The sequence below is a fragment of the Collimonas rhizosphaerae genome (genome assembly GCF_038896935.1).
Taxonomy (GTDB): domain Bacteria; phylum Pseudomonadota; class Gammaproteobacteria; order Burkholderiales; family Burkholderiaceae_D; genus Collimonas; species Collimonas rhizosphaerae.
Genome location: NZ_JBANDC010000014.1, coordinates 1 through 17,156, shown reverse-complemented (window position 1 = coordinate 17,156; position 17,156 = coordinate 1). Strand labels below are relative to the sequence as shown.

The 17,156-nt window shown below is 60.3% G+C and carries 15 protein-coding genes and 1 riboswitch; of the genes, 5 read left to right on the top strand and 10 right to left on the bottom strand.

Annotation, left to right across the window (positions count from 1 at the left end):
- Positions 1 to 15 precede the first annotated feature (15 nt).
- The gene (locus tag V8G57_RS18480; protein ID WP_342830687.1) at positions 16 to 813 is read left to right on the top strand and encodes a BPSS1780 family membrane protein; all 798 of its coding nucleotides are present in this window, start codon (positions 16 to 18) and stop codon (positions 811 to 813) included.
- A gap of 36 nt (positions 814 to 849) precedes the next feature.
- Here V8G57_RS18480 and V8G57_RS18475 read toward each other — a convergent pair whose 3' ends face one another.
- Entirely contained in the window at positions 850 to 3,129 is a 2,280-nt protein-coding gene (locus tag V8G57_RS18475; protein ID WP_342830599.1) for a UvrD-helicase domain-containing protein, read from the bottom strand.
- Between the two features lie 171 nt (positions 3,130 to 3,300).
- On the opposite strand from V8G57_RS18475, the gene V8G57_RS18470 reads away from it, so the two are divergent.
- A complete protein-coding gene (locus V8G57_RS18470; RefSeq protein WP_342830598.1) occupies positions 3,301 to 4,527 on the top strand; it encodes an MFS transporter in 1,227 nt (408 codons plus the stop codon).
- A 94-nt stretch (positions 4,528 to 4,621) separates the two neighbouring features.
- Complete coding sequence (locus V8G57_RS18465) at positions 4,622 to 5,110, top strand: Dps family protein (RefSeq protein WP_092396564.1); 489 nt, start codon at positions 4,622 to 4,624, stop codon at positions 5,108 to 5,110.
- Between the two features lie 51 nt (positions 5,111 to 5,161).
- On the opposite strand, the gene thiE is transcribed toward V8G57_RS18465, so the two are convergent.
- The 5 genes from thiE to thiC form a co-directional block, all read right to left on the bottom strand.
- A complete protein-coding gene (gene thiE, locus V8G57_RS18460; RefSeq protein ID WP_342830597.1) occupies positions 5,162 to 5,776 on the bottom strand; it encodes a thiamine phosphate synthase in 615 nt (204 codons plus the stop codon).
- Positions 5,777 to 5,780: 4 nt separating this feature from the next.
- Positions 5,781 to 6,596 (bottom strand): bifunctional hydroxymethylpyrimidine kinase/phosphomethylpyrimidine kinase, encoded by an 816-nt coding sequence (thiD, locus tag V8G57_RS18455; protein ID WP_342830596.1) that lies wholly within the window; start codon positions 6,594 to 6,596, stop codon positions 5,781 to 5,783.
- Positions 6,593 to 7,405, bottom strand: coding sequence for a thiazole synthase (locus V8G57_RS18450; protein ID WP_092396558.1), 813 nt, complete (start codon positions 7,403 to 7,405; stop codon positions 6,593 to 6,595). Before V8G57_RS18450 ends, thiD begins: the two co-directional genes overlap by 4 nt.
- A gap of 49 nt (positions 7,406 to 7,454) precedes the next feature.
- Complete coding sequence (gene thiS, locus V8G57_RS18445) at positions 7,455 to 7,655, bottom strand: sulfur carrier protein ThiS (protein ID WP_092396856.1); 201 nt, start codon at positions 7,653 to 7,655, stop codon at positions 7,455 to 7,457.
- A gap of 244 nt (positions 7,656 to 7,899) precedes the next feature.
- Entirely contained in the window at positions 7,900 to 9,813 is a 1,914-nt protein-coding gene (gene thiC, locus V8G57_RS18440) for a phosphomethylpyrimidine synthase ThiC (RefSeq protein ID WP_342830595.1), read from the bottom strand.
- A gap of 107 nt (positions 9,814 to 9,920) precedes the next feature.
- Positions 9,921 to 10,028, bottom strand: a riboswitch (TPP riboswitch).
- Positions 10,029 to 10,276: 248 nt separating this feature from the next.
- On the opposite strand from thiC, the gene V8G57_RS18435 reads away from it, so the two are divergent.
- Together V8G57_RS18435 and V8G57_RS18430 are read left to right on the top strand one after the other, a co-directional pair.
- Entirely contained in the window at positions 10,277 to 13,111 is a 2,835-nt protein-coding gene (locus tag V8G57_RS18435; RefSeq protein ID WP_342830594.1) for a valine--tRNA ligase, read from the top strand.
- An 84-nt stretch (positions 13,112 to 13,195) separates the two neighbouring features.
- On the top strand, positions 13,196 to 13,630 hold the full coding sequence (locus tag V8G57_RS18430) for a DUF2147 domain-containing protein (RefSeq protein WP_342830686.1): 435 nt from the start codon (positions 13,196 to 13,198) through the stop codon (positions 13,628 to 13,630).
- An 89-nt stretch (positions 13,631 to 13,719) separates the two neighbouring features.
- Here V8G57_RS18430 and V8G57_RS18425 read toward each other — a convergent pair whose 3' ends face one another.
- From V8G57_RS18425 to ruvA, 4 genes are all read right to left on the bottom strand, one after another.
- Positions 13,720 to 14,562, bottom strand: coding sequence for a 2-keto-4-pentenoate hydratase (locus tag V8G57_RS18425; protein ID WP_092396551.1), 843 nt, complete (start codon positions 14,560 to 14,562; stop codon positions 13,720 to 13,722).
- Between the two features lie 140 nt (positions 14,563 to 14,702).
- Complete coding sequence (locus V8G57_RS18420; protein ID WP_092396549.1) at positions 14,703 to 15,155, bottom strand: YaiI/YqxD family protein; 453 nt, start codon at positions 15,153 to 15,155, stop codon at positions 14,703 to 14,705.
- Positions 15,156 to 15,204: 49 nt separating this feature from the next.
- Positions 15,205 to 16,263: a Holliday junction branch migration DNA helicase RuvB gene (gene ruvB, locus V8G57_RS18415; RefSeq protein WP_342830593.1), complete on the bottom strand. Its 1,059-nt coding sequence runs from the start codon at positions 16,261 to 16,263 to the stop codon at positions 15,205 to 15,207.
- Between the two features lie 92 nt (positions 16,264 to 16,355).
- Positions 16,356 to 16,934: a Holliday junction branch migration protein RuvA gene (ruvA, locus tag V8G57_RS18410; protein ID WP_120237208.1), complete on the bottom strand. Its 579-nt coding sequence runs from the start codon at positions 16,932 to 16,934 to the stop codon at positions 16,356 to 16,358.
- Between the last annotated feature and the right edge of the window lie 222 nt (positions 16,935 to 17,156).

Sequence of the window (17,156 nt, the reverse complement as noted above, 5' to 3'; positions counted from 1 at the left end):
TTCTTGATTGAAACAATGGAAAAACTGCCTGCAAAAACCGGATGGATATGGATCAAGGAAGGGTTTGCGCTGTTCCGCAAACAGCCGGCCGAAATATCCACTCTATTCCTGGCTTACATGTTCCTGATGCTGCTGCTCAGCTTCGTGCCGCTGCTGGGACAATTGCTGCCGCTGATGCTGGTCCCGGTATTTGCCATGTCCTTCATGCAAGCCTGCCTGCTGATTGAACAGGGCAAGCGCGTCTATCCCAACCTGCTGATGGTCGGCTTTCGCTCGCCGGCGCTGAAAAACCTGCTGATCCTGGGCGCCCTGTACCTGGTGGCTGCGTTTGTCGCCCTGGCCGCCTCGGCCCTGATCGACGGCGGCGTGTTCTGGAAAACGATCACCGGCCAGGCCGCGCTCGATCCCAAAGAGATACAGGACTCCAGCATGTCGCTGGCGATGCTGTTTTCCGCCGCGGTCTATGCGCCGGCAGCAATGGCGTTCTGGTACGCAGCGCCGCTCATCATGTGGAAAAACATGGGTGTATCGAAAGCCATTTTCTACAGCTTCTTTGCGGTATCGCGTGAAATCAAGGCCTTCACCGTATACGGGCTGGCCTGGGCCGGCATCGGCGTTGTGCTGCCGGCGATCGTCAGCGTGCTGATTGCGGTACTGGTCGGCAACCAGGCGGTCACGATCATGATCCTGCTGCCGCTGTCGATCGCGCTGACGGTGGTGATGTACTGCTCTTTCTACCCGACCTACACCCACATCTTCGGCAAACCCGAGGCAGATTTGCCGCCGACGGTGGAAGCCCCTACGCAGGAATAAGCGCCGGCGGGCGGGATAACCCGCCCCGCCCCCTCCTCAGGCAACCTTCTCCAGTTTCGCCACGCTCAGGTCCAGCAGCTTCATGCCGTGCTTGCCGAAATTGATGTGGGCGCGGGCGTTGCCGCCGCTGCCTTCGATATTCACGATCACGCCTTCGCCAAACTTCAAGTGAGCGACGTTCTCGCCAATGCGCCAGCCGATATCGCGCCGGCCGAAGTTCTTGGAGATATTGTTGGCAGCTTTCTCGGGCGCCTCGTCCCAGGCCGATTTTGCATTGGCGAACCAGCTATGCTGCTGCACCTTGGGCGACAGCCACTTCAGCGCATCTTCCGGCAGCTCGTCAAAGAAGCGCGAGCGCATGTTGTAGCGGGTCTGGCCGTGCAGCATCCGGGTTTGCGAAAAACTCATGTACAGCCGCTTTTTCGCGCGCGTGATGGCAACGTACATCAGGCGCCGCTCTTCTTCCACGCCGGCGTCCTCTTTCTGTGAATTCTCGTGCGGGAACAGCCCCTCTTCCAGCCCGGTAATGAACACCGCATCGAACTCCAGCCCCTTGGCCGAGTGCACCGTCATCAGCTGCAAGGCTTCCTCGCCGGCCTGGGCCTGGTTGTTGCCAGCCTCCAGCGACGCATGCGAAAGGAAGGCCGACAATGGCGACATCACCGCAGACAGCGGCGCATCGGCATCGAAGATCTCGACGCCGCCGGCGGTCGTGATGGCCGCTCCTGACACCGCCTGCGCCTTGGGCCCAAGCAAGGCCGGCGCATCGATGCCATAACCTTCTTCCGACACAAACAGGGTCGCAGCATTCACCAGCTGCTCCAGATTCTCGATGCGGTCGGCGCCTTCTTTTTCATTTTGGTAATGCTGCATCAGGCCGCTCAGGTCGAGCACCACCTGCACCATTTCCGGCAGCGGCAGATGCTGGGTTTCAAAGCGCCCGCCTTCGATCAGCTTGAGGAAGGAACCGAGCGTGGCGCCAGCCTTGCCGGCCACATGCGGCACCGCTGCATACAAAGAGATGCCGTATTGTTTGGCCGCATCCTGCAGCTGCTCCAGCGAGCGGGCGCCGATGCCGCGCGCCGGGAAATTGACCACGCGCAGAAAGGCCGAATCGTTGTGCGGATTGTCCATCAGCTGCAGGTAGGCGATCGCGTGCTTGACCTCGGCACGTTCAAAATAGCGCTGGCCGCCGTACACCCGGTAAGGGATGCCAGACGCCACCAAGGCATGTTCGATCACGCGCGACTGCGCATTCGAGCGGTACAGCACGGCGATTTCGCTGCGGCTGGCGCCTTCGTTGATCAGGCTCTTGGTTTCTTCGATGATCCACTGCGCTTCCTGCAGGTCGCTGGTGGCTTCGTAGATCCTTACCGGCTCGCCGTGGCCGGCGTCGGTGCGCAGGTTCTTGCCGAGGCGCTTGCTGTTGTTGGCGATCAGGGTATTGGCGCTGTCCAGGATATGGCCGTGCGAACGGTAATTCTGCTCCAGCTTGATCAGGTTCTCAACCCGGAACTCATGCTCGAAAGCGCTCATGTTGCCGACATTGGCGCCGCGGAAAGCATAGATGCTCTGGTCGTCGTCGCCCACCGCAAACACTGAGCCGCGCTGGCCCGCCATCAGCTTGAGCCATTTGTACTGCAGGTCGTTGGTGTCCTGGAATTCGTCCACCAGGATATGCTGGAAGCGCGACTGGTAATGCTCGCGCAGCGGCTGGTTGCGGCTCAGCAGTTCATAGGTGCGCAGCAGCAGCTCGGCAAAATCGACTACGCCTTCGCGCTGGCATTGCTGGTCGTACAAATCGTACAGCTCGACGAACTTGCGGTTGTAATCGTCGTTCGCCTCGACTTCGTTGGCGCGCAAGCCCTGGTCCTTGGCGCCGTTGATGAAATACATCAGGTTGCGCGGCGGGTATTTTTCATCGTCGACATTGAGCGATTTCAGCAAACGCTTAATCGCCGACAACTGGTCCTGCGAATCCAGGATCTGGAAGGTCTGCGGCAAAGCGGCGTCGCGATAGTGGGCGCGCAGCAGGCGGTTGCACAAGCCATGGAAAGTCCCGATCCACATGCCGCGCGTATTGATCGGCAACATCGCCGACAGGCGCATCATCATTTCCTTTGACGCTTTGTTGGTGAACGTCACCGCCAGCACGCCGGACGGCGATACCTGGCCAGTCTGGATCAGCCAGGCGATGCGAGTGGTCAGCACGCGCGTCTTGCCGGAACCGGCGCCGGCCAGGATGAGTGCGGATTGCGCCGGCAAGGTGACTGCCGCGAGCTGCTCTGGATTGAGGTTATGAAGAAGATTTTGCATCCCTGCATTATAAGCTGTGCGGAGGCTCGCCTGATGCCGCGATCACGGCAGCCGTCGCCGGGCCGCGTCCGCCCTGGTGGCGGCCCGCCTGCAGCATCCGGGCCGGAAGAGTAAAATACCGCATTGCATCATTGCATCCCTCCGTCACCATCAACCAAGTCGTCCTCCACCATGCCCGAAGAAGTTCGTCTCGACCGCGCCAGCCAGCCGTTGTCCGGGACCGCAGTAACGTTTCACATCGTTTCCACCGCATTTTTTACATTCATTTGCTATCTGGCAATCGGCATACCGCTGGCTGTGCTGCCCGGCTACGTCCATACCGACCTCGGCTACAGCTCAGTGCTGGCGGGCCTGGCGATCAGCATGCAATACCTGGCGACCTTGCTCAGCCGGCCGTTCGCGGGCCGCATGGCGGATTCGGTCGGTCCCAAGACCGCCGTCCTGCGCGGCCTGGCCGGTTGCAGCGTCAGCGGCGTGTTCTTGCTGGCTGCGGGGTTCTTTCCGCAGATACCGGCGCTGAGCCTGGCCATCCTGCTGATCGGCCGGCTGGTGCTTGGCTGCGGCGAAAGCATGGTCGGCACCGGGGCGATTACCTGGGGCATAGGCCGGGTCGGCGCCCAGCACACGGCGCGCATGATTTCCTGGAATGGCATCGCCACTTATGGCGCGCTGGCCATCGGCGCGCCGCTGGGCGTGGTGATCAACCATGCCTGGGGCCTGGCTGCAGTCGGAGCTACCGTGACCGTGCTGTCGCTGGGCGGTTTCCTGCTGGCTCGCCTGAAAGCGGCAACGGCCGTGGTGCGCGGCGAACACTTGCCGTTCCAGCACGTATTGCGCAAGGTATTTCCGCACGGCATGGGCTTGGCCCTGGGCTCGATCGGCTTCGGCTCCATCGCCACTTTCATCACCTTGTTTTACGCCAGCCACCAATGGCCGAACGCGGCATTTTCCCTGACCTTGTTCGGCACCTTCTTTGTCGGCGCGCGCCTGCTGTTCGCCAGCACCATTTCGCGCTTCGGCGGCTTCCGGGTGGCGATCATCTGTTTTTCGGTCGAGGCGCTTGGCTTGCTGCTGCTGTGGCAGGCCGGTTCGCCTGCGCTGGCGCTGGTCGGCGCTTCGCTCACCGGCTTCGGTTTTGCCCTGATCTTCCCTGCGCTCGGGGTGGAAGCGGTCAACCTGGTGCCGGCCAATAACCGCGGCAGCGCCCTCGGCGCCTATTCGGTGTTCCTCGACCTGGCGCTGGGCGTCACCGGCCCGCTGGCGGGATTGATCGTGAGCCAGTTCGGCTACCCCGAGGTATTCCTGTTCGCTGCCGTGGCGTCGCTGGCCGCAGTGGCTTTGACTGTCAGCATGTATCGCCGCGCGCAGCCGGCTTCCAGCACCGCCGTCCCCGGCTAGGCTGGGAAAAACGCGGGCATTGCTTTGCCTGCGGCGAATTGACTTAAAATCGAGCTGCAAGTCTTCATACACCACTGTTAGAAGGAGCAGCACAATGGTAAAGAAAAACGTCGCAGTCATCGATATCGGCATCAGCGACAAGGATCGCAGGAAAATCGCCGACGGGCTCAGCAAGCTGCTGGCCGACACCTACACCCTGTATCTGAAAACCCATAATTTCCACTGGAACGTCACCGGGCCGATGTTCAATACATTGCACCTGATGTTCGAAACCCAGTACAACGAACTGTGGCTGGCGGTGGACCTGATCGCAGAACGGATCCGCGCGCTCGGCTACCCTGCGCCGGCTACCTACAAGGCGTTCTCCAAGCTGACCTCGATCACCGAAGAAGAAGGCGTGCCGAACGCGACCGCCATGATCCAGCAGCTGGTGCAGGGACAGGAAGCCGTCACCCGCACCGCGCGTTCGATTTTCCCGGTAGTTGACGCCGCGTCGGATGAGCCGACCGCGGACTTGCTGACGCAGCGCATGCAGCTGCATGAAAAAAATGCGTGGATGCTGCGCAGCCTGCTGGAAACCTGAACGGTTCCCTATCAAACGGATGATCGCGGTTACGGCCGCGGCTATCGTTGCTTAACGGTTTTCAAACAAGGCGGCGAAGCTGCGCGCCGCGGCAACCGGATCGTCGGCCAGGTAGACGCTGCTGATGGCCGCCACCATGTCGGCGCCGGCGGCAATCAGGGGCACTGCATTCTCTTGCGTCATGCCGCCGATCACCACGTTCGGCACCGCGATCTGCGCCTTGGCGCGGGTCACGATGTCGGGCGGCGTGGTGACCGGATACTTCTTCACGCGCGAAGGATAAAATCCGCCGAACGCTATGTAGCTGGCGCCGGCGCGGTATGCGGCATGCGCCAGCTCCAGGTCGCCGTAGCAGGAAGCGCCGACAATCTTGTCCGCCCCCACCATCGCCCGCACTTCAGCCACGCTGGCGTCGGTGCCGCCGACGTGGATGCCGTCCGCTCCCAGCTCCATGCATAGTTCGACATAGTCGTTGACGATAAAGGGCCGTTCATAACGCCGGCACAGCTTGAGCAAGGCTTCAGCCTGCTGCCGCCGTTGCGCGGCATCCGCGGTCTTGTGCCGGTACTGCAGCAGCGCTGCTCCGCCCTGCAAAGCCTGCTCGCTGACACGCAGCAGTTTGTCGGTGTCATCCCAGTCGGGCGTGACGATGTATAAACCTTTCATCGCTTTATCCTCGTAATTTTAAGAACGGCAGAATGCGGCTGGGAATGCGCTGTCCGGCCGCTATCGCATACGATTCCGCCAACGCCTGCTGGCAATATGCCTGGGCTGCATCGATTGCCTGTTCCATATCCAGGCCCTGCGCCAACAGCGCAGACAGCGCCGCCGCCAGCGTGCAGCCGCTGCCGTGGAACTCGCCCGGCAAGCGCGGCCAGCGCCAGTTGCGCTGCTGCGCCTTGCTGATCCAGCGGTTCAAGACTTCGTCGGGTTCCGGGCCATGGCCGCCCTTCAGCAGCACATGCCCGCAACCACGCTCAAGCAACAGCGCGGCCTGCTGCTCCGGGCTGGCCTGGGCGCCGCATAAACGGTCGACCTCGATCCGGTTCGGCGTAATCACCGTGGCAAGCTCGAACAAAGGCGACAGCGCTGCGATTGGATCTTCACTGGCCAGGCTGTCGCCATGGCCGGTCGCCAGCACCGGATCGAACACCACCGGCAAGTCCGGCTGCCGCGAGCGCAGGTCACGGATGACGGCGGCAATCGCTTCAGCATTGGCGCGATTGCCGACGATGCCCAGCTTGACCGCGGCAATGGCAATCCGGTCGACCAGAACCTGCGCCTGCTGCCGCACCAGGTCGGCCGCCACCGGGTGGACGCCGAACACCCGTTCGTTATCCTGCACCGTCAGCACCGTCACTACCGACAAGGGGTGCGCGCCCAACGCGGCAATCGCGCCAATGTCGGCCTGCAAACCGGCGCCGCCGCTTGGATCCGAGCCGGAAAACACCAGCACGCAGGCCGGCGATGCAGCGCCGGCGCTCACTTGAGTCGTCCGGCCATCGGTGAAGACGGCGACGCCGCAAAGCGCTTCGGAATCCGGCCGGCGAGAAACGCCTCGCGCCCGGCTTCGATCGCCAGCCGCATCGCCCGCGCCATGCGGATCGGATCCTGGGCGCCGGCAATCGCGGTATTCATCAGCACGCCGTCGCAACCCAGCTCCATCGCAATCGCCGCGTCAGACGCAGTGCCGACGCCGGCGTCGACCAGCACCGGCACCTTGGCCTGCTCGATGATCAGCGACAGGTTCCACGGGTTCAGGATGCCCATGCCGGAACCGATCAGCGACGCCAGCGGCATCACCGCGACGCAGCCGATTTCTTCCAGCAGGCGGGCCTGGATCGGATCGTCGCTGCAATACACCATGACGTCGAAACCGTCCTTGACCAGGGCTTCCGCCGCTTTCAAGGTTTCCGGCATGTTGGGGAACAGCGTGCGCTCGTCGCCCAGCACTTCCAGCTTGGCCAGCTTGTGCCCGTTCAGCAGTTCGCGCCCGAGCTGCAGGGTATAGATCGCATCGGCCGCGGTGTAGCAACCCGCGGTATTGGGCAGGATGGTGTAGCGCGACGGCGGCACCACATCCAGCAGGTTGGGCGCTTTCGGATCCTGGCCGATGTTGACGCGCCGGATCGCTACCGTGATGATTTCGGCGCCGCTGGCTTCGGTGGCGGCGCGCGTCTGCTCCAGGTCGCGGTACTTGCCGCTGCCGACCAGCAGCCGCGAACTGTAGGTTTTGCCGGCGATGGTCAGGCCGGTGTCTGGTTGTCCCGTCGCAGGGCTCGAGTTCAGGTCCATTTCAATTCCTTTCTGTCATTGAGTCGCGTGCAGTCCGACAGGAACGGCTTCAGCCGCCTCCTATCGCACGCACTACATCAACCTTGTCTTCCGGCTGCAAGATGCGCTGCGGCCACAGGCTGGCCGGCACCACTTGCCGGTTGACGGCGACCGCCACCGCTTTCCCGGCCAGCTCCAGCGCCGTGATCAGCTGTTGCAGGTTCTCGCCGTCGGCCAGCGGATGCGGCGCACCGTTAAGAACGATTTCCATCATCTTAGAAACGGCAGTAGAACGCGCCCGAGTGTGCTTTTGCCGGGGTGCATGGCAAGGCGCGACGACGCGGCAGGGTTTTCCCTGCAAGGAGGAGCAACGCCGCCAGGCGCCGCGACAAAAGTGCAATCGGGCGCGTAACGCTTTCACCCGTTAGATGCACGACTAGATTTCTCATAATTCCAATGTTCATATAGCTCTCCAAACATAAGCGAGTGGTCTACTGCCGTTTCTAAGATCAGCCTCACTGCTTGGTGTATATTTCCGCGCCGTTCTTGACGAACTCGATGGCTTTCACTTCCATCCCCTGCTTCAACGCAGCGATGTCGGAAATGCCTTGCGCGGCGGCGTATTCGCGCACTTCCTGGGTGATCTTCATCGAACAGAAATGCGGTCCGCACATGGAGCAGAAATGCGCCACCTTGGCGGAATCCTTGGGCAGGGTTTCGTCATGGAATTCGCGCGCCTTGTCCGGATCGAGGCCGATGTTGAACTGGTCTTCCCAGCGGAATTCGAAGCGTGCTTTCGACAGGGCGTTGTCGCGGATCTGCGCGCCGGGATGGCCCTTGGCCAGGTCGGCCGCATGCGCCGCGATCTTGTAGGTGATGATGCCGTCCTTGACGTCGACCTTGTTCGGCAAGCCCAGATGTTCCTTCGGCGTGACGTAGCACAGCATGGCCGTGCCGTACCAGCCGATGGTGGCGGCGCCGATGCCGGAAGTGATGTGGTCGTAGCCCGGTGCGATGTCGGTAGTCAATGGTCCGAGCGTGTAGAACGGCGCTTCGTGGCACTGCTCCAGCTGCAGGTCCATGTTTTCCTTGATCAGGTGCATCGGCACGTGGCCAGGGCCTTCAATCATCACCTGCACGTCGTGCTTCCAGGCGATCTGGGTCAGTTCGCCCAGGGTCTTCAGTTCGCCCAGCTGCGCTTCATCGTTGGCGTCGTAGATCGAACCTGGACGCAAGCCGTCGCCGAGACTGAAGCTGACGTCATAGGCTTTCATGATTTCGCAGATGTCTTCGAAATGGTCGTACAGGAACGATTCGCGGTGATGCGCCAGGCACCACTTGGCCATGATCGAGCCGCCGCGGCTGACGATGCCGGTCAGGCGCTTGGCCGTCATCGGCACGTATTGCAGGCGCACGCCGGCGTGGATGGTGAAGTAGTCGACGCCTTGCTCGGCTTGCTCGATCAAGGTATCGCGGAAAATTTCCCAGGTCAGGTCTTCAGCCTTGCCGTTGACTTTTTCCAGCGCCTGGTAGATCGGCACCGTGCCGATCGGCACCGGCGAATTACGGATGATCCATTCGCGCGTTTCGTGGATGTGCTTGCCGGTCGACAGGTCCATCACGTTATCGCCGCCCCAGCGGATGGCCCAGGTCATCTTTTCGACTTCCTCGCCGATCGACGAGGTCACTGCGGAGTTGCCGATGTTGGCGTTGATCTTGACCAGGAAATTGCGGCCGATGATCATCGGTTCGATTTCCGGGTGGTTGATATTGGCGGGAATGATGGCGCGGCCGCGGGCGATTTCGTCGCGCACGAATTCCGGCGTGATTTCGGCAGGCAGCGAGGCGCCGAACGACTGGCCAGGATGCTGGCGGCCCATCAGTTCGGCCAGCTTGTTGCCCATCGGGCCGGAGGCTTTCAGCTCTTCCAGGTATTCCTTGCGGCGCATGTTTTCGCGGATCGCCACGAATTCCATTTCCGGCGTGACGATGCCTTGGCGCGCATAGTGCATCTGCGAGACGTTCTTGCCGGCCCTGGCGCGGCGCGGCTTGCGGTGCAGGTTGAAGCGCAGTTCGGCCAGCTTGGGATCGTTGAGGCGCTCGATGCCGTATTCCGAGCTCGGGCCCGGCAGTTCTTCGGTATCGTCGCGTTCCATGATCCACGGCAGGCGCGGCGTCGCCAGGCCGGAGCGGATATCGATCTTTACATCAGGATCGCTGTACGGTCCCGAGGTGTCGTAGACATAGATCGGCGGATTCTTTTCGGCGCCGAACGAAGCCGGCGTATCAGACTGGCTGATCTGCCGCATCGGCACGCGGATATCGGGGCGCGAGCCGGTGATGTATATCTTGCGGGAATTCGGCAGGGGATGGATTGCGGCTTCATCCACCGTTGCTGTGGCGGACAAGAATTTTGGATTGGCGTTCATATTGGCTCCTTTGCTTGTAATTCATGGCTTGGAGCCAGCAAAGGAGTTTTCGAGTCTGGTGGCGCGGGATCACAGTACAGGCTGTAAATCGTCTTGTGAACCGGCCGGTTACATCTCGACAGCTTCCCTTCGCTGGCATTACCCAGATCAGGTTCGAGGGTATTTCTCACCCGATTGCATTGGCATTTCAGCAATCAGGACCCCTAGCGTTGCATTGCCGCGGTGTTTGAATCCCGAGGCAGCGGAAAGGATTTTACACCCGCAACCGGCTTGCGGTATATCGAAAATCCGGGTTTCCTTATCCCAGATCAAGTATAGAAGCCGGCTTCCGTGGCAAATCCGTCCATACGATTGTCTTTACGTCAAAAAACCCTGCCTGCCCGGCCCCAATACTAGGAGCGAGTCGGCTGCGTACTTTATAATCGTCGTTTTAGATCGCTTTAGCAAAGAACCCCAATAAATCATGGAATTAGCCAAGTCTTTCGACCCTGCCGAGATTGAACAATTCTGGCGCAGCGAGTGGGAAAAGCGCGGGTACTACACCGCCACCACCGACGCCGACAAACCGTCTTTCAGCATCCAGTTGCCGCCGCCCAACGTCACCGGCACGCTGCACATGGGGCATGCTTTCAACCAGACCATCATGGATGGCCTGACCCGCTACCACCGCATGCGCGGTTTCAACACCGCATGGATCCCGGGCACCGACCACGCCGGCATCGCCACGCAAATTGTGGTCGAACGGCAACTCGACGCGCAGAATATTTCGCGCCATGACCTCGGCCGTGAAAAATTCGTCGAAAAAGTCTGGGAATGGAAAGAGCAGTCCGGCTCGACCATTACCGGCCAGATGCGCCGCATGGGCGCCTCGACCGACTGGAGCCGTGAATATTTCACAATGGACGAAAAACTGTCCGGCACCGTGGTGGAAGTGTTTGTACGGCTGTTTGAACAGGGCCTGATCTATCGCGGCAAACGGCTGGTGAACTGGGACCCGGTGCTGGGCACCGCGATCTCGGAACTGGAAGTGGCGTCGGAAGAAGAAGACGGTTCGATGTGGCATATCCGCTATCCGTTTGCCGATGGCAGCGGCCACCTGACGGTCGCCACCACGCGTCCTGAAACCTTGCTGGGCGACGTTGCTGTCGCAGTCGATCCGACTGACGAACGTTATATCCACCTGGTCGGCAAGATGCTGAAGCTGCCGTTGACCGACCGCGAGATCCCGGTCATCGCCGACAGCTACGTCGACAAGGAATTCGGCAGCGGCTGCGTGAAGATCACGCCGGCCCATGACTTCAACGATTATGCAGTCGGCCAGCGGCACCAGCTGCCGCAGATCACCATCTTGACGCTGGACGCCAAGATCAACGAAAACGGCCCGGTCCAGTACCAGGGCATGGATCGTTTCGCGGCCCGCAAGCAGATGGTCGCCGACCTCGACGCCCAAGGTTTGCTGGAATCGGTCAAGCCGCACAAGCTGGTGGTGCCGCGCGGCGACCGTACCGGGGTGGTGATCGAACCGATGCTGACCGACCAGTGGTTTGTCGCCATGAGCAAGCCGGCGCCGGAAGGCACGCACTTTCCTGGCAAATCGATTACCGAAGTCGCGCTGGAGAAAGTCGCCAACGGCGAAATCCAGATGATTCCGGAAAACTGGAACAACACCTACAACCAGTGGCTCAACAATATCCAGGATTGGTGCATTTCGCGCCAGCTGTGGTGGGGCCATCAGATCCCGGCCTGGTATGCTGACGACGGCAAGATCTATGTCGCCCGCAATGAAGCGGAAGCGCAAGCCAAGGCTGCCGCCGCCGGCTATACCGGCGCGTTGCGGCGCGACGACGACGTGCTCGACACTTGGTTCTCATCGGCGCTGGTGCCGTTCTCGACCTTGGGCTGGCCGGAAGAAACGCCGGACTACAAAATGTTCCTGCCGTCCTCGGTGCTGGTCACCGGTTTCGACATCATCTTTTTCTGGGTGGCGCGGATGGTGATCATGACCACCCACTTCACCGGCAAGGTGCCGTTCAAGACCGTGTATGTGCACGGCCTGGTACGCGACGGCAACGGCCAGAAAATGTCGAAGTCGAAAGGCAATACGCTTGACCCTATCGACCTGATCGACGGCATCACGCTGGAAGAACTGGTCGCCAAGCGCACCGTCGGCCTGATGAAGCCGAAGGACGCGGAACGCATCGCCAAGGCGACCCGCAAGGAATTCGCCGACGGCATCCCGGCCTTCGGCACCGATGCGCTGCGCTTTACCTTCGCTTCGCTGGCGACGCTCGGCCGCAACATCAATTTCGACCTCGGCCGCTGCGACGGCTACCGCAATTTCTGCAACAAGCTGTGGAACGCCACCCGCTTCGTGCTGATGAACACCGAAGGCAAGGACTGCGGTTTCGACGGCCACACGCCTGGCGTGTGCGACAAGGAAAAGCTGCAGTTCTCGCAAGCCGACCGCTGGATCGTTTCGCTCCTGCAGCGCACCGAAGCCGAAGTCGCCAAGGGTTTTGCCGACTACCGTTTCGACAATATCGCTTCCGCCATCTACAAGTTCGTCTGGGACGAATATTGCGACTGGTACCTGGAAGTCGCCAAGGTTCAGATCCAGCAAGGCAGCGAAGCGCAACAGCGCGCTACCCGCCGCACTTTGCTGCGCGTGCTGGAAGTCGTGCTGCGCCTGGCGCACCCGGTCATTCCGTTTGTCACCGAAGCCTTGTGGCAGAGCGTGGCGCCGCTGACCGGCAAGACGCTTGATCCGGCCGGCGACTCCATCATGCGCCAGCCTTATCCTGAAGCTGACCTGGAAAAGATCGACGAAAACGCCGAAGCCTGGATGACCCAGTTGAAAGCGCTGACCGATGCCTGCCGCAACCTGCGCGGCGAAATGCAGCTGTCGCCGGCGACGCGGGTGCCGCTGGTCATTGCGGGTTCGGCAACGCAACAGGCAACGCTGCAATCGTTCGCACCCTATCTGCAGGCGCTGGCGAAGTTGGCAGAGGTGCAAGTAGTAGAGACTCTACCCGAATCGCCCGCCCCGGTCTCCATAGTGGGCGATGCTAAGCTGCTGCTCAAGGTAGAAATTGATGTTGCAGCTGAACGGGAACGCCTGGGCAAGGAAATCGCTCGTATAGAAGGAGAGATTGCGAAAGCGCAGGTCCAACTGGGCAATGAAAGCTTTGTGGCAAGAGCACCGGCACAGGTGGTTGCGCAGATGCAAGAACGCCTGGTCAATTTTTCGGGTACCCTTGAAAAGTTGCGGGAACAGTTTGCAAAATTAAAAGTATCTTGATTTCTTAATAATATGAATGCACCGGCCTGCAGCAATGCAGGCCGATGCGATAGAGACAGGAGACAAAACATGAAGAAACTTTTGATGACGGCAATCGCCGGCAGCGTCTTGCTGGCTTTCGGCGCGTTCGCCCAGAACACCAGTTCGGCGGTCGGCCTGTGGAAGAATATCGACGACCATACCGGCAAGCCGAAAGCGCTGATCCGCATTACCGAAAGCAATGGCGAACTGCGCGGCAAGATCGAGAAACTGCTGCGCGATCCCAGCCAGGACCAGAATCCGAAATGCGTCAAATGCCAGGGTGAACTGAAAGACCAGCCTATCCTCGGCATGACCATCATCAACGGCATGAAGAAAGATGGCAACGAATACAACGGCGGCACCATCCTTGACCCGGACAACGGCAAGGTCTACAAGAGCAAGATGGCCCTCATCGAGGACGGCAAAAAACTGAATGTGCGCGGCTATATCGGCGTGCCTATGCTTGGCCGCACCCAGACCTGGGTACGCGAAGAATAATTGGCCGGCCGCTGGGCCGTTCGAAAAAAATGCCGTTCAAGCGATTCGCTGAACGGCATTTTTCTTTGCCTGGCGCTGCTTCAGCCGGCTTACACGAAGGATACCGTCAAGCCCGGCAGCGCGATTCCTGAAAATGCCGTGACCCAGGTCTGCCCTGCCTGCACCGGATAGGCGTCGGTCCAGGTGCCGGTGGTGATGATTTCACCGGCCTGCAAAGGCGTGAACTGCGATTGCGCATTCAGCACCTGGTGCAAATGCCATAAGGCGTGCACCGGGCTATCCAGCACATCGCTGCCGAAACCGGCTCCACACAGGGTCACCGAGTCTTCGGTGCAGCACGACAGCGAAACGCTGGCGTTGGCCAGCATGCTGGCCAGGTTGCGGCGGGTGGCCGTCGACAGCATGTGCGGTTCGCCGACAATCAGCGTGCCGTGCAGGCCGAACGCAGCGATCGCGTCGACCGCCTCGAATTTCCAGTCGGGGAAAGGACACACCACGATTTCGAAGGCATGCGCCATCCATTCGATACAGTCGGCGATTTCTTCCAGGTCGGCATCCGGCGCCGGCGTCCGGCCCAGGCTGAACACCACCTCCGGTTCGATACGCGGCTGCAAGGCGCCTTCCAGACTCTGGATTCCGCGGTTATCTTCGGCGTAGCGCACCGTACTGTCGAATACGTGCGCCCAGATCGGAGCATTGATGGTTTCGGTGATGCCGTATTTCGGCCAGATGGTGCGATTGCTGAAGCCGACCTTGCGGCCGACCGGGGAATCGCCCTGGCTGATGCTGGCATCCAGGATGCGCTTGCCGATGTCATACCCATCCATCGGCGACAGGGCATCGGCAGCCGACAACAGCGGCATCAATTTGGCACGCGCCCGCGCATCCAGAAGCTGGTTGGCGTAACGGTTAGCTTTGGTAGACATAAGCATGGTTGACTTGCACACTATTAGTGAAGGCTATCGTATTGTCTGTGACGTTCAATTTTTACACAAGCGCAGAAACATTGACATTTCGACACCTGGATTGCGGGACGACACCGGGCCCGCGGTCCTGCCATGATCAGAAACATTCATCGATTCCGCGACTTCTGCAGAAACCGGTCAAGCTGAGCTGCGAACAGATGGCGGTCGCTCTGGCTGAATGCCGCCGGACCGCCGGTTTCCACACCGCTGCCGCGCAGCTCATCCATGAAATTACGCATCGTCAGGTGCTGCTGGATGTTGTCCCTGGTATAAAACTCGCCACGCGGATTCAAAGCGTTGCCGCCCTTTTCAAGCACATCTGCCGCCAACGGGATATCGGCGGTAATCACCAGGTCGCCCGCTTGCAGCAATCGAACAATTTCGCGATCGGCGACGTCGAAACCGGACGCCACCTGGACCGCCTTGATGAACCGCGAAGGCGGCACCCTTAACAACCTGTTGGCGACCAGGGTCACTACAATGTGCAACCGATCGGCCACCCGGAACAGGATTTCCTTGATGACGCCGGGACATGCATCGGCGTCAACCCAGATCTGCATTGCTGCCGGCTGCCCGGGCACAGCTTTGGCGTCGGCTTCCGTGGGCGAATTAATTTTGCCCCCATAACTCGCCGTTGGGCCCGGTGCGCGGCGCCGCCACGCCAAAATGGCCGTATGCCAGCGGGGTCGCAATACGGCCGCGCGGCGTACGCTGCAGGTATCCCTGCTGGATCAGGTACGGCTCAAGCACATCTTCGATGGTGTCGCGTTCTTCACCGATGGCGGCGGCAAGGTTGTCCAGACCGACCGGACCGCCGCCGAACTTGAACAGCACCGCTTCCAGCAATTTCCTGTCCATGATGTCGAAACCGACCGGATCGACATCCAGCATGACCAGCGCCGCATCCGCCATCGGCTTGGTGATTTCACCATTGCCTTTGACTTCGGCGTAGTCGCGCACCCGGCGCAGCAGGCGGTTGGCGATACGCGGCGTACCGCGGCTGCGCTTGGCTATTTCGAAAGCGCCTTCGTCCATGATCGGCGCGCCCAGCAAGGAAGCGCTGCGCGTGACGATTTTGCTTAGCTGCTGCGGCGTATAAAACTCAAGGCGGGCGACGATGCCGAAACGGTCGCGCAGCGGATTGGTCAGCATCCCCGCGCGCGTGGTCGCGCCTACCAGGGTGAACGGCTGCAGGTCCAGGCGCACCGAACGCGCTGCCGGGCCTTCGCCGATCATGATATCGATCTGATAATCCTCCAGCGCCGGATACAGGATTTCTTCGACAACCGGCGACAATCGATGGATTTCATCGATGAACAGCACATCGTTGGCTTCGAGATTGGTCAGCAGCGCAGCCAGGTCGCCGGCGCGTTCCAGCACCGGCCCCGAAGTCTGGCGCAGGTTGACGCCCATTTCGCGCGCGATGATATGCGCCAGCGTAGTCTTGCCAAGGCCCGGAGGACCGAACAGCAAGGTATGGTCCAGCGCTTCACGCCGCTGCCTGGCCGCCGTGATGAATATCTGCAGCTGGTCGCGTATCTTTTCCTGGCCGACGTATTCGTCCAGCTGCTTCGGCCGCAAGGCACGTTCGATCGCCTCTTCATTGGGCGAAGCCGGCGTGGCAGCGATAATGCGTTGTTCGGCGAAATCGTCGGTTTGGATACTCATGGTCGGATTGTAGCCAGACTGTAGCGATTAGATATAAAAAAAGACATCCACACCATCAATAAAGCAATAATGATCAGCTTTTGCCTGTCCGCTTATAGCTTGGACAAGGCTTTCAGTGCCAATTTGATACCATCGGATACGCTGGCATCGGCCGGCAGCTGTTTCAGCGCCAGCATCGCTTCCTTGTCCGAGTAACCCAGTGCGATCAGGGCGTTCAGGATATCGCCGCTGACATCGCTGGCATGATGGCTGCCGACCGGTCCCAGGTCCGCGCCCAGCTTGCCCTTCAGTTCGAGCAACAGCCGCTCGGCGGTTTTCTTGCCGATGCCTGGCACCTTGGTGAGGCGGCCGGCTTCCTGCATGGTGATCGCCTGCGCCAGATCCTGCACCGACATGCCGGACAGGATGGACAAGGCGGTCCGGGCGCCGACGCCGCTGATCTTGATCAGCTGCTTGAAAACATTCCGTTCTTCAGCCGTGCCAAAGCCATACAAGACATGCGCATCTTCGCGTATCGCCAGATGGGTCAGCAAGGCGACCTTCTCGCCCAGCCCCGGCAGATTGTAGAAAGTGCTCATTGGCACGCCGACCTCATAGCCGACGCCATTGCAGTCGATCAATAATTGAGGAGGATTTTTTTCGAGCAGAATCCCGGAAAGACGACCTATCATCGCAGTTGGCCTTTATGTGAATCAATGAATCATACAGGACAACTGGTTAAAAACACAGTAGTTTTGTTGCGTCAAAGCTGAAATTTCGGGAAATCGTGCTGCGGTGGAAACTGAAAACACAAAGCAAAAACCCTCTGCATGTGAATGCAGAGGGTTTTTTAATAAAAGCCTGACGATGACCTACTTTCACACTGGTTGCAGCACTATCATCGGCGCAAAGTC

What these genes read in the sequence shown, in the direction of transcription:
- V8G57_RS18480 (WP_342830687.1), top strand. Translation starts at nt 16, where the DNA reads ATGGAAAAACTGCCTGCAAAAACCGGATGGATATGGATCAAGGAAGGG.
- V8G57_RS18475 (WP_342830599.1), bottom strand. Translation starts at nt 3,129, where the DNA reads ATGCAAAATCTTCTTCATAACCTCAATCCAGAGCAGCTCGCGGCAGTC.
- V8G57_RS18470 (WP_342830598.1), top strand. Translation starts at nt 3,301, where the DNA reads ATGCCCGAAGAAGTTCGTCTCGACCGCGCCAGCCAGCCGTTGTCCGGG.
- V8G57_RS18465 (WP_092396564.1), top strand. Translation starts at nt 4,622, where the DNA reads ATGGTAAAGAAAAACGTCGCAGTCATCGATATCGGCATCAGCGACAAG.
- thiE (WP_342830597.1), bottom strand. Translation starts at nt 5,776, where the DNA reads ATGAAAGGTTTATACATCGTCACGCCCGACTGGGATGACACCGACAAA.
- V8G57_RS18450 (WP_092396558.1), bottom strand. Translation starts at nt 7,405, where the DNA reads ATGGACCTGAACTCGAGCCCTGCGACGGGACAACCAGACACCGGCCTG.
- thiS (WP_092396856.1), bottom strand. Translation starts at nt 7,655, where the DNA reads ATGGAAATCGTTCTTAACGGTGCGCCGCATCCGCTGGCCGACGGCGAG.
- thiC (WP_342830595.1), bottom strand. Translation starts at nt 9,813, where the DNA reads ATGAACGCCAATCCAAAATTCTTGTCCGCCACAGCAACGGTGGATGAA.
- V8G57_RS18435 (WP_342830594.1), top strand. Translation starts at nt 10,277, where the DNA reads ATGGAATTAGCCAAGTCTTTCGACCCTGCCGAGATTGAACAATTCTGG.
- V8G57_RS18430 (WP_342830686.1), top strand. Translation starts at nt 13,196, where the DNA reads ATGACGGCAATCGCCGGCAGCGTCTTGCTGGCTTTCGGCGCGTTCGCC.
- V8G57_RS18425 (WP_092396551.1), bottom strand. Translation starts at nt 14,562, where the DNA reads ATGCTTATGTCTACCAAAGCTAACCGTTACGCCAACCAGCTTCTGGAT.
- V8G57_RS18420 (WP_092396549.1), bottom strand. Translation starts at nt 15,155, where the DNA reads ATGCAGATCTGGGTTGACGCCGATGCATGTCCCGGCGTCATCAAGGAA.
- ruvB (WP_342830593.1), bottom strand. Translation starts at nt 16,263, where the DNA reads ATGAGTATCCAAACCGACGATTTCGCCGAACAACGCATTATCGCTGCC.
- ruvA (WP_120237208.1), bottom strand. Translation starts at nt 16,934, where the DNA reads ATGATAGGTCGTCTTTCCGGGATTCTGCTCGAAAAAAATCCTCCTCAA.